Source organism: Chlamydia abortus (assembly GCF_002895085.1).
Taxonomy (GTDB): domain Bacteria; phylum Chlamydiota; class Chlamydiia; order Chlamydiales; family Chlamydiaceae; genus Chlamydia; species Chlamydia abortus.
In genome coordinates this window covers 296531-310226 of sequence record NZ_CP024084.1, presented here as the reverse complement: position 1 = coordinate 310226, position 13696 = coordinate 296531, and the positions used below count along the sequence as shown (strand labels likewise).

Sequence of the window (13696 nt, the reverse complement as noted above, 5' to 3'; positions counted from 1 at the left end):
GATCTTGATTAATTTCAAAAATTTTTCTATAGGGTAAAAGGCTTTTCTCTATTTCCCTCCCCTAAGCAAAAAAATATTCTGAAAATATACATTCGAAATAACGTATGACGCAAAGACCGAATCTATGGATTTTTTGCTGCTATGCTATGTCCTATATGTGTTTTGCCACAGCAGATGCTGCTGTGTTAAAAACACTCTCCTCTGCGGATAACTTTAACGGCATAAATAATGCGGCTTTCCCTATTAAATCTTCTGATAATGAGCAAGGTACCACGTACATCTTATCTGATGACGTTCTAATACAAAATGTAGCAGCTACAACACCCTCCAACTCTAGCTGCTTTAAAAATACCAAAGGAGATCTATTCTTTAACTGGAACAACCGCAGTTTGACCTTCGATAAAATCACGACAAGTAGTGAAGGAAAAATGATTTTCCAGTCGGAAACCTTCTGTACACTTTCGTGCTTTTCTCATCTTAAGTTTTTAGAGCCAACAAGCTCGAGAAAAGGGAAAAGTGCGATTGTCTCTCGAGGATCTCTCATGTTTCGATCTAATGATACAATCACCTTTTCAGGATGCTACTCATCTGACAAAGGTGGGGCTATCTGCTGTATACCTCATCCAGGTGATCAACTCTCTTATCCTCTATCCTTCTATGGAAATCGAGAAATCACCTTCTCGAATAACAGTTCAGTAAACGGCGGCGGCGCCATCTATACTAAACAGTTCTACCTAACCGCTATGGGCCTTACCCGATTCATTGATAATACAGCTTTTGGAGATCAAAATTCACGTCCTGGGGGTGGGGCAATTGCTATTGCTTCCGGAGGAGAGTTAGGGCTATTCGCTGAAGAGGGTGATATATCTTCGCAGGAAATAGTACAATCAGAGGAAGGCATATAGAAAAAAATGCTATCCATTTAGAAAACCAAGCCTTCATCAGCTATATAGGCGCCAAAAAAGGCAGATCCGTACAATTCTATGATGCGATTACTTCAACGTCGAAATCCACAATACCCCTATTTATCAATCAAATCTCCGATGGGGCTGTACATCATGGCACCGTGTTATTCTCTTCGACAAATTGTCTGCATTCCTGTTCTACTCTAGCCACCGTAAATATGAGCGGAATTTTACAAGACGTTATCCTGGCAGGAGGAACTCTAAATTTAAACAACGGCGTCATCCTCGGAGTGTTGAACTTTGTCCAACGTCCTAACTTAACACTCATTCTCGATCATAGTACAATGATGAGAATCCAAGACAATGCCGAGCTCTCCAACATTACCGTACCGTTAAAACTCTCAGCTTTAGATTCTTTACCAGAGAATGCGAAAATAAAATACCGCTCCTTATCTTCTCGAGACCCCGGGCAAATCGTGCTTTTGTCGGCAGACAAAAAACTATCTTTTTCCGGGTCTATGCACATCGATGTGCAAGATGAAGATTTTTATGAAAACAGAGAATTAGCCCAATCTCTTAGAATTCCCCTAATTAAAATCGAATCTAAAACATTAGAAAATACACGTATCCAAGTAGATCATCTTGACGTTCCAACTCAACCTTACGGGTATCAAGGATCTTGGAATCTTGAATGGGTAGAAACGGCAGCACGAGAGTTAAGTGCGCATACAACATCACCTGCAAAAAACTAGGAGAACTTGTATGGACGCCGAAAGGCTACCGACCACGCCTGATAGATTGTCAAGGGAATTCCCTAGTTCCTAATAGCCTATGGAATGCTTTTGTAGACATCCGCGGTATACATAACCTTATGGACACCATCTCTGATGGCAGCCTATACCGTAATGGCCTTTGGGTAGCAGAAATTTCGAGATACTTCCATAAGGACCATCATAAAGATGACCAAGAATTTCGCCATACTAGCGGAGGTTATGCTTTAGGGATCTCACAACAAACATCATCCCAAGATATCTTCTCGATAGGCTTTTTCCAAATGTTTGGAGTTTCTAAAGATGCGTCCTTAGCAAAAAACCACGAAAATATCCTCGCAGGATCTATATACCTCCAACATAGCCTACCCATAAAACCTATTATACATTGGTCTTTAGGAAACTTTTTTGTTCATCCTCAGTCCTTGTCTAAAGTTTCTTCAGATCTTCCTCTAATTTTAAGCGCGCAAGTAACCTATAGTCATAGTAAAAACACCCTCACAATCAATCGAAAATCCTCAGAAATCACCCAGGGGTATTGGAATACCCATGGTATAGGTGTAGAACTCGGGTCCTCGCTGTCCTTTGACTTCCATGAAGAACATAATATATTCCAGCACATCCTCCCCTTCATGAATCTTCAGGGAATTTATGCCTATCAAAGGAAATTCAAAGAAGATGGAGTGAAAAAACACGAAATTACCAGTAGTACATTAGCGAATCTTTCTGTACCTATCGGCATCCGTTTGGAAGGCCACACCCTACGCTACCTTATTTTCTATACAACTTCTGTAGTGTTCATCTCGGATATATATCGTAAAAATCCGTATGCGACAATTACAGCTACCTATGATCCTTTCGCCGTATGGGAGACCTCAGGAACAAATCTCTCACGACAAGCCTTATCCGCACAGATTTCCTTACATTGTGCGATTTTAGATAACGTCTCTCTATTTTCAAAATTTTGCACAGAATTACGGAAATCCTCGCAATACTATTCAGGAGATATTGGTAGCCAATGTTTATTTTGATGCGCTAGGAGAACACGTAACTTTAAGAAATTCAGAAACCCTAGACAAAGAGCTTTCTGAATTTCTTTCATCACCAACGTACTCTCTCCTTGGAAAAATCTCGGTGGCTCTCTTTGCTTTCTTTCCGAGAAGTAGATCTGCTTGTATGACACAAAACTAGCAGACAAAGATTTAAAGCTTTGAATCCCAGCACGTTCTTTGCGTTTTTTCCCTATCCTATTGTTTTTTTAATGATTTTTGTTTATTAGCAAAATCAATCTTGTTGCATCCTGTCTAGCAAATGAAAGCGTCTTTCCGTAAGTTCTTAGTTTCTACAACGCTGACTCTTCCTTGTTCATTCCAAGCCTTTTCTTTGGAAATTGTAGTTCCTAACGGAACTTATAACGGCGATCTTAGAGAAATGTTTCCCTATACGATAACGTCTAATCCAGAAGGAACAACAGCGATCCTCTCAGGAAACTTGAATATTTTAAATCTCGACAACTCCATGGCGGCAACTCCTTCAAGTTGCTTTTTCAATTCCGCTGGATCAATGACCATTATCGGAAAAGGCCATGATGTAACTTTTACTAATCTTCGCACATCGGTAAACGGTGCTGCTTTAAGCTCTCTTATTACGTCGAGTCCTGAATCGTTCTCTTATACCATCACAGGAGTCAAGACCTTCTCCTGCTCTAATTGTTCCGCATTACTCGGACGTAACAATTCAAACAGTATTCTATCTCCCAAAGGCGGTGCGGTATATTCTAAGTCACCTATATTCTTCAAAAACATCCAAAACTTAATATTTAAGGATAACTGTGCAGCGGACAATGGTGGAGCTCTATGGGGACAAGTAGTTGACATTAGCAATGTAACAAAATCATTAAAGTTTCTAAGTAACGTGGGCGCCAATGGAGGTGCTATAGGAGCTTCTACAAGTCTGAATGTCACGCGTTGCCCATCCATTCTTTTTAGATCCAATTCTGCAAGCAGGCTCGGTGGCGCCATCCACTCCGTGAATCCACAAACCCCGCCACCTCCACCACCTCCTGGAAATGGGGTTATAAACACTGTGGTCAACTTCTCAGACAACGGCTCTGTACAATTTGACTCTAATAACGCTAAATCTGGCGGCGCTATTTACTCTAAAGGGAATATCAACTTCTCGAACAACGTACAATTGCTCATGCAGAACAACACTGCATCTCCTGAAATCGGAGATTCTAATGAAGTATTAGGACAAGGAGGAGCAATTTATTGTACTCAGGCAACGGCAACAAAGAAAGCAGCCCCCGTCTTCACTGGGTTAACTATAACAAACCAACACGATATCTTCTTTGCTAATAACTTCGCAGCAAATGCTGGCGGAGCCATTTATGGAGAAAAAGTTAGCATCACTTCTTCAGGGAGAACGGTGTTTACTAACAATACCGCAAAAACTGGTGGAGCAATCTATATTGCTGATAATGGAGAGCTAAGCCTATCCGCTGACTACGGCAATATGACTTTCTATGACAACCTCAACACCAATGGTGGATCTCCCAAAAGAAATGCCGTTACTCTAGGAAAGGGAGCGACCATTAAATTACTTGCCGCTTCTGGAGATCATAAACTCTGTTTCTATGATCCTATTGTAACTACTCTTCCTGAAAAAGCTCCTAATGGCAGTAACACCCTAACGATCAACCCAGATAGAGGAAATTCTGCTCCCTTTACTAATTATATTGGAACAGTGCTCTTTTCTGGAGCTCATGCAAACGCAGAAAGTGCTCCCAACGCATCAACTATTTATCAAAAAGTGATTCTAGGTGGTGGGAAACTCGTCTTAGCAGATAAGGCTAGCCTATCTGTGGTCTCCTTTGATCAACAATCTGATTCTATCCTCCTCATGGATAATGGGACCTCCTTAACTATTACAGAGCATTCCTATGCTACTTCTAGTGAGGCAGTTGCAGCAGCTGCCTCTGTTGTGACTGCTGCTGAGGTAAGTAGCGTTACCTCGTCGACTGCAGCTACTGCGGCCTCTGTAACCAATCAAGCGAATAGCGACGGAGTTGTTTCCATAAAGGATCTCCATATCAATCTTGGTTCGCTGACACAAGATGGAGAAGGAGCAAAAATTGAAACAAAAAATACAAGTGGTACAATTACAATCTCTGAACACATTTCTTTAGACGATGTTTCTGGGAATGCTTATGAAAATCACGACATCTTCAATCGAAATACAGTCACGCTCAAAGTCCTTTCTCTATCCACAGCAGGTGATAATAAAATCACGGAAAGTGATCTCCAGCTCACCCCAAGAGGAGATGCAGATCCTCAATATGGGTACCAAGGCTCATGGAAACTGAGTTGGGAAAACGGAACAAATGGAGATGCTCAGAAAAAGAAAGTATTAAAAGCTACTTGGACAAAAACTGGATTTGTTCCCAGCCCGGAACGTCAAGCTTCTTTAGTTCCTAATAGCTTATGGGGCGCCTTCATAGATCTACGCTCTATGAACGCACTCGCTACAGCAAGCTGCGACGGCTTTGGCTACGGCAAAGGATTATGGGTAGCGGGAATTTCGAACGTTTTCCATCATGATCGCAATTGTGTATCTCATGGTTTCCGCCGTATTAGTGGTGGCTACGTTATCGGAGCAAATTCACAAACACTATCGGATTCTGTATTTGGAGTAGCTTTCTCTCAGGTATTCGGAAAATCTAAAGACTACGTGGTCTCCACAACAAAATCACAAGCTATAGCAGGTAGTGCTTATCTATCTATAAAACGCCCATTAAGCAACACGATCTTCACTACGTTCGCTGCAAGAATCAACTACAGCCATACGAATGAAGATATGAAAACACGCTATACCTTCATCCCTGAAGCAAGCGGTAATTGGGATAACAATTGCTGGTTAGGAGAAGTAGGTGGAAGCTTGCCTATTGTTTTGCAAACGACTAAATTACACCTAAATCAATTCGTTCCTTTTGTGAACGTTCAGATTGGTTACGCAGAACATGGCTCCTTCAGAGAACAGCTCGCTGAAGCACGATCTTTCTGTTCTTCTCGTTTAATTAACCTAGCGATTCCTTGTGGTTTTAAAATAGATAGACGTTCTCACTCCTACCCGGATTTCTACAGCTTAGCTGTATCCTATGTTCCTGATGTGTGGAGGAGAAACCCCGGATGTACAACGTTATTATTAGCAAACGGAGCTAGGTGGAAAACTCCTGCGACAAACCTGGATAGACAAGGTTTGTTAATTGAAGGGTCTTCTCACACAGCCGTAAATAATAATATTGAAATCTTTAGCCATGGTAGTTGCGAACTACGTGAATCTTCGCGCAATTACAATATAAATGTAGGAAGTAAATTTCGATTCTAAATATTACTAACGATAGGGTTGAGGCATGCCTCTTTCTTTAAGATCTTCTTCTTTTTGCTTTTTGGCTTGCTTATGCAGCTCGGGGTGGGTTGCTGCCCAAACCATAAATCAAACTAACCTTACACCTCCTTTGTATGATATAGGAGAAGCTTTTTACCTTACCTCTAATTGTTTCATCAAAGATGTCTATGGAGCGAAGTTCCCTTCATCTTTCTTAGGATCGAGTTCGAACCTTACCATATTTGGGAAACAACGTTCATTGACATTTTCACAATGTCATGCCCCTGTAAAAGAAGGTGCTTCATTAATCTCAGCTGCAGAAGCTCTTACCTTATCTCATCTTTCCAAGCTTGTACTTAATGAAAACATCTCTATAGGAAAGCATGGCCTTATCTCAGGAAAAGACATCACGATTACCTCATCAAAAGCAGTAACCGTGACCAATAACAGAACCCCCTACACTCCTGTAGTTACTGAATCTGTGCCTACTTCAGTTACGGTAAACTGTTTTTGTGGCTCTGCAGTTCATACAACAACAAGCTTAAATATTACGAAGATTCGTAATCAAATTACCTTTGGCAGCAACTCTGGAAACTTTGGTGCAGCGCTCCTTAATGATACAAATGCCTCATGCAATATCGAAAATAACTCTGCGGCTATCTCGTTTTCTCAAAACTTTGCTGCTTGCGGCGGTGGAGCTATTTATGATGGAACTGTCACATTTAAAAATAACTCCGGCCCTATTGCCTTATTAGGAAATACCGCAGCCAAAGGTTTGCAATCTAAAACTCCAAATCCTGCTAAACCCATAGGCTCAGGTTGTGGAGGCGCCATTTGTGTACCAACAAAATCCGTGTCTTTTGTAGATAATACTGGCGGTTGTAACATAAGCAGCAACCTCGCTCAAAACGATGGCGGGGCTATTTACGCAACCACATGTACCTTCGCAAATACCTCCCCTACATATATCACGAAAAACTCCGCCAAAGAAAATGGTGGAGCCATTTGTGCCAAAGCCCTGACAGTAAACGCTCAAGGCCCTATGGTGTTCTTCAATAACAGAGCACAAAAAGGCGGAGCTGTTTATATTAGTCCCACTGTTGGCAATACCTCCGATCCTGCGACCTCTACTTTAAGTTTAACAGCAAAATCTGGCGACATGGTCTTTATCGGCAATATGCTCGATGGCCGTCCAGGAGTACGTAACGCGATCCATATGGAGGGAGATAGCAAGGTCACCGCTCTTAATGCTTCCGGCCTCTCCAATTTGATCTTCCATGATCCTATCACAAACACAGGGCCCACTAATAATGGTAAGTCATTACATACAATCACTGTGAACTCTCCGGGTTATTCTGGATCAGTCAAATTTACATCAGAAACTCTGACCATATCAGAGAAGTTAAATCCTGCAAACACGACGTCATCTCTTTTCGGAAAGGTTGTTATCGAAGATGGACAGCTGATTGTAACTAACAACGCTAAGCTGAAAGTGCTTGGTTTAACTGCGGAAACAGGAAGATTAACTTTAGGTTCCGGATCTGGTATTGAGTTATTGTCAAGAACAAACAGTAATCCAACTCCTGACAACTTCACGATTAGCAAATTGGGGTGTGATATACACTCCTACCTAAATCCTGACTATTCTCCAGCTCAGGTACACTCGGGAACTAAATCTGTTACGGTATCCGGCTCTCTAGATATAGTCTCTGAAGATAGCGCTGAACTATACGATAATCCCCTATTACAAGAATCCTTATCTTTTCCTTTTGCTAACTTCAGAGCTAACAGTAATGGTCCAACAAAAGATAACTTCACTGAAGGACCTATCGATGTTCCCGAGCACTACGGCTACCAAGGAGTTTGGTCATCCTCATGGACAACACCTCTACTTGCGCCTACGCCTAACGGAGGTATCCCATCAGGAACAAGTAATCAGACTCTTTATGTTGTATGGAGACCAGAACCCACACATCGTGCTCCTTATATTTTGGATCCCGAACGTCGTGGTGAAATTGTATCGAACACTCTGTGGACTTCCTTCTTAGCAACTCAAGTATTTTCAGAAGCTCTAGAAAAAAACTTCCTCAACCGAAACGAAGGTGTTCTTGTTTCTGCAAAGGCTATAGGCAATTATATCCGCCAGCCTATACACAAGTCTCACGAAGGATTCAAAGGACGATACGGAGGATATCAAGCCTCTATCGGCATCAACTATCCTGACGAAGCTTCTATAGGGCTCGCTTTTGGTCAGCTCTATGGTCAAGTCAAGAGTAAACCTTACGATACTCACAGCACAGAGCAAATCAGTGTGTTCGCTTTCTTTGGAAAGTTTCTCCTTGCTACGGAAAATACTGCCACGAATATCTCCTGGGAAGCCGCTTATGGTTACGCAGTCAACCATATAAAAACCAACTATCTAAATCCTATCACCCAAAGAACTAGAAAATCTAAAGGACGTTGGCACAACAATACCTATTACGCTGCGGTATCGGTAGAACATCCGTTCTTAACCTGGTGCACACTCACACGTAAAGTGGCTCATGATTTTGATTTCTCAGGGTTTATATCTGCAGAATTTATGGGAGGTTGGCAAAATGCATTTGCAGAACAAGGATATCTCCCAAGGAGTTTTTCCCGAGGTCGTGGTCATAACATCGCACTACCTATAGGATTCACTTCAGAATGGCATACACCATTTAAAAAAGCCCCTTCAACACTGACATTAAAACTCGCTTACAAGCCGGATATTTATCGTGTGAATCCTCATAACGTAGTCACCATCCTCGCGAACAACGAAAGCATTCCTGTAACAGGAGCGTTCATTTCCCGTAACGGATTCTATCTACAGGTCCATGACAGTGTAGAACTTTCCCAACATACAACAGGATTTGTAGACTACGTCTTTGATTCAAAAAAATCTTACGCCAGCCATCGTGTCATCACAGGCTTGCAAGGAACATTCTAAATCTACTACCGAGAGAAATTTTCTTTGCCCTAGGGGAATTTCTCTCCTTTTTTCACTCCTTCTGTACATAGCCCTCTACCTCAAAATCGTATCCTAAGCGTTTTCTAACGCAATATTCTCTTCTCGACACGTCAACCATCTAACATCTGTCAGTTCTCTGAGCAATGTAGCGCCTTGCCTGAGATGCACACCACAATCAGCTGCAATCCATACATATCTAAAATAACTGAGACTTTTAAACGCATTGATATACGCAATTTAAAAAACTTTTAATAAGTTATGCGGCTGAGAATAAACAAAATATAATCTATATATTCCCAAAATGTTTGATTATCTGTAGATTATCTAAGAGAAATCCCCCAAAACTACCTCGACCCTCTAAGTACGACTATCTAACACCCGACTATCCAAGGGGATAACGTTGATAACTTACATAAGACCTGAGAAAACGATATGAAATCCACAATTACAAAATACTTAACATCTATTAGTCTGACTTTTGCATTATGCGCCAATCTATACGCTGAAGATACTGATCACGCTTCCGAAATTCAAGAAACTCAAGATACACAAACACAAACCGATCACATAAAAACCGATCACAAAGGTGATTTCGTAAGCAATATCTTTTGGCAATCTGCTTATGCAACTACGTGTGCAATGCATACCACTAAGGTATCTTTAGAATCTCTGAGCGATCGAGCTTTTAATATTGAAGGTGGCGCTTTAGGTCTCTGTCTTTACCAAAAAGATAGCGCAGAAAAGCGAGGATTCCATATGGATGGGGGCGGCTACTACCTAGGAATCTCCGGAGAATCAGCTTCTCGTTGTAAAATAGACGTGCGTTGTGCAATTCAGGAAGCCAATGCTAACGCAAATGCGAGTCATAATGAAGTCGCAACATCTTACCTATCTGTAGGAAGTCACTTCCAAATCAACTGCTTCCAAGGGAAACTCATCCTCTCAGGAGATTGTTTCTACACCGAAGGAAATCATCGGATAAATCACACAAACCGTAAGCTTTTAGGAGCTTGTCATGGTTCCTTCGAAAGCCAAACGGTAGGAAGCTCGCTTTCCTGTTACTTCCCTCTAAGAGCTAAAACAAATCACCGCCTCACTGTTACTCCTTTTTTCGGCTATCAAACTGTGTCCTCTAGGCTAAATAGCTTCAAAGAACATGGCGCTCGTATACGTACTTTCGTATCATCCGAACATCTTGTGGATATTAGCCTCCCCTTCGGATTACATAATCGACTAGTTTTCCAAGGATGTTGTCCGTCACTTTGGGAATTAGAAGTTGCGTATAAACCTAACGCCGTCCGAAGAACACCTTTAGTTGGCTCGGTATTAGTTGCAGATAAAAACGTATGGATTTCTTCACCTACAGACGTAAGCTACCACGCATTTTCTATAAATTTCAAAAATGAGATCCAATTACTAAAATACTTGCATATCAACTGCAATTATCACTGTGATGTCTCCTCATCTACATGTAGCCATTATCTACTTGCTGGGGGCAAACTTTCCTTCTAAAGTCTCTAGAAACTCTAAAAATACAAAGTCTTTAGCCTGTATTGAAAAATATAAATGCAGGCTGTCTAAAAAAGTTTGTTTGTTCCCAAAACAAACTTTTTTATTCTGCCGGCACGCTATCTCAAATGAATACAGCACCATCCTTGATAACAAGAGCTTATTCATAGTGTAGAGATCTTTTCATACTACACTGAAAAGTACAGGTTATCATAGATCTATAAAACACTAGACAATCTTACATTCATTGCAGTATAGGAGAAATATGTGTGGTCTCTGATCTTTGTTGTCCCAGTATGTGCCCCTATTGTCGTTCTTTATTTTACTTGATCAGTTTTAGTCTTTGCTCTTACGAGCTCATTTGCCTTGCTAAGGATAAAACAACCTCCTCTTCCTATACCCTCTCCGCATCTGGCTATAGTTATCCGTTGTCAACGCTTCTTGGAATTGATGGTAGTATCAATACGTCTCTGGAAAACTATGGACTTCTGCATGATGCTACGACGGACATAGATATCACAGGACAAAAGTATTTCTACATTAACTACCAGTATTTTAAAGACAATGGAGGCGCTGTTACAGCTAAGGATCTGAATATCTCCAAGAATACCGGACCTATAGTATTTGGAAAAAACACTTCTTATCAGAATGGCGGGGCTGTATCCTCTACAAATTGCAACATTACAGAGAATAAACAACGGTGTTGCTTTATCAATAATGCGACTATGCTAACTCCCGACGCAAGAGAAGCAACTCAGGCTGGAGGGGCTATTCAGTGCTCACAACTCGCCATCTCGAATAATCAAGGCTCTTGTGAGTTCATAAGTAATGTCAGCCTAATACAGGGGGGGGGCGATTTCTTCTAGCGGCGATGTACAAATTACCGAGAATCACCAACCGGTCATTTTAAATAATAATAAATGTCTTACAAATGAAAGTAAAGGGGGCGGAGTCTATAGCAACAATTGCTCTATTACATCGAACCATGCTCCTATAACTTTTATAAACAATCAATCTGGTTACGGTGGGGGTATTTTTTCAACAACAAATTGTAATATTTCATACAATTCAGAAATTGTCTCATTCCTCAGCAACTCTGGCGTAAATCATATTTATAGTAGCCAAGATTATGGTGGTGGAGCTATCTGCTCTTCTAACTGCAATATCACCAATAATTCCAAGGGAGTGATTTTTCAAAATAATGTTTCCAGACGAAATGGAGGCGCCATTTATTCTAAAAATCTTACGATCCAAGACAATGGTCCCGTATTATTTTTAAACAATGTCTCCACATGGGGAGCGGGTATTCAAAACTATGGAGGCAACTCTAAATTTTACCTATCAGCAGATCAAGGAGATATTGTATTCAGAAACAATAGATCTGTAAAAAGTAATAACAGAAATGCCATACGCTCTACCGTAAACTTATATTTACAAATAGGTGCACGACACGGCTATAGCGTCAAATTTTATGATCCTGTTGAACATGAACATCCATCGACTTTGGGTTTAGTATTTAATCCTGAAAGTCATCATTTAGGGACAGTGTTATTCTCAGGGGCGGATGTCTCTCCAGATGAAGCTAGTGACCAAAACTATTTCAGCTTATTAAGAAACACATGCAAAATCGCCCATGGAGTAGTCGCTGTAGAAGATAAAGCTGGTTTGGGAATCTATAACATTTCCCAAGAAGAAGGTATTTTACGCCTAGGGAATAATTCAGTAATTAAAACCTTAAAAAAACGTACATCAACATCGGGTTCAACTTCAGAGACCTATGAAGGTTCTAGTTTAGACTTAACGAAACTTGCTTTAAACCTTCCCTCCATTCTTGCTCCAGGGGCGAATGCTCCAAAAATTTGGCTTGATCCCGATGACACAAGTAAGGAAAATGCAATCACTGAAAACGAACCAAAAGTCACCCTTTCCGGTCCCCTGCTTCTCCTTAATAGCGAGAACCAAGATCCTTACGATTCTTTAGATCTTTCTAGTGGCATCACACGTGTCCCTCTCCTTTATCTTTGTGATAACAAATCCAACAAAATTGATGCTCAAAATCTAGATATCCAAGCCGTAAATGAAACACATCACTATGGTTACCAAGGTATCTGGTCTCCGTATTGGGAACAATATACAACTGAAACCACAAATACAAATCACAGATACCTGTATGCAAATTGGACACCCACAGGATACATTCCCAACCCCATATATCGTGGAGATCTTGTGGCTAATGCTCTTTGGCAAGCCGCCTATAATATAGCAACAGGCTTACATACTTTAGAACATTGCTCTCACAAAATACCCAATAGAGAAATTTCTGGAGGCGGTTTAGGCACCTATGTCTTACAAAAAACACGTAACTCTCAACAAGGATTCCAGCTATTCTCCAAAGGCTACTCTACAGAAGTCGCAGGATCTACAGAAACACAACACAATTTCACTTTGAGTTTTGCTCAATTTTATAGCGAAATAAGAGAATCTAAATTCAAAAACAAGGTCTCTTCTAATTGTTACTTCGCTGGAGCACAAATACAGATTCCTCTATTTGATGAAGATATTCTCACGTCTGCTTCTCTAGGTTATGTCTATTCTCACAGTCGTGTAAAGACAAAAAACCCGACACTCAAGACAGCCTCAGAAGGTCACTTCCACGGCCATACTATAGGGAGTGAAATCTGTTGTATGCTTCCAGAAGGCGGTGTGTCTTATCTACAATTCCGACCTTTCATAAAAGCTCTTGGCATTCATGCTATCCAGGAAAGTTTCAAAGAAACTGGAGACCATATCCGTAGTTTTGAAACACAACACCCCTTAATCAATGTGACTCTTCCTATAGGAATCTCTTGTCATGCACAACATGAAGCAAGTCTAAAAACTGATTGGAAATTCCAACTTGCTTACACTCCAACAATCTACAGACAAAAGCCTAAAATTCTCACCAGGCGATGGATAAGTAAAGGCTCATGGATAACCTCTGGAACACCTGTGGATTACCATGCAGGTTCTGTAACTATAAACAACACCATAAGTTTCTTTAACAAGATGAGCTTAAGTATAAATTATCGGGGCGACTTTTCAAAATCTACATTATGCAACTTCCTAAACATAACAAGTGAATTACAATTTTAGACTTA

At 40.8% G+C, this 13696-nt stretch carries 3 protein-coding genes and 2 pseudogenes; all 5 read left to right on the top strand.

Annotation, left to right across the window (positions count from 1 at the left end; translation table 11 throughout):
* The first annotated feature begins 155 nt into the window (after positions 1-155).
* The 5 genes and pseudogenes from CHAB577_RS01475 (at position 156) to CHAB577_RS01445 (ending at position 13691) form a co-directional block, all read left to right on the top strand.
* Positions 156-2706: pseudogene (locus tag CHAB577_RS01475) on the top strand (polymorphic outer membrane protein middle domain-containing protein).
* A 280-nt stretch (positions 2707-2986) separates the two neighbouring features.
* Positions 2987-6061: a polymorphic outer membrane protein middle domain-containing protein gene (locus CHAB577_RS01465; protein WP_011096949.1), complete on the top strand. Its 3075-nt coding sequence runs from the start codon at positions 2987-2989 to the stop codon at positions 6059-6061.
* Between the two features lie 25 nt (positions 6062-6086).
* A complete protein-coding gene (locus tag CHAB577_RS01460) occupies positions 6087-9029 on the top strand; it encodes a polymorphic outer membrane protein middle domain-containing protein (protein WP_011096948.1) in 2943 nt (980 codons plus the stop codon).
* Between the two features lie 453 nt (positions 9030-9482).
* The gene (locus tag CHAB577_RS01455; protein WP_011096947.1) at positions 9483-10562 is read left to right on the top strand and encodes an autotransporter outer membrane beta-barrel domain-containing protein; all 1080 of its coding nucleotides are present in this window, start codon (positions 9483-9485) and stop codon (positions 10560-10562) included.
* 266 nt (positions 10563-10828) lie between these two features.
* A pseudogene (locus tag CHAB577_RS01445) lies at positions 10829-13691 on the top strand (polymorphic outer membrane protein middle domain-containing protein).
* The last annotated feature ends 5 nt before the right edge of the window (positions 13692-13696 follow it).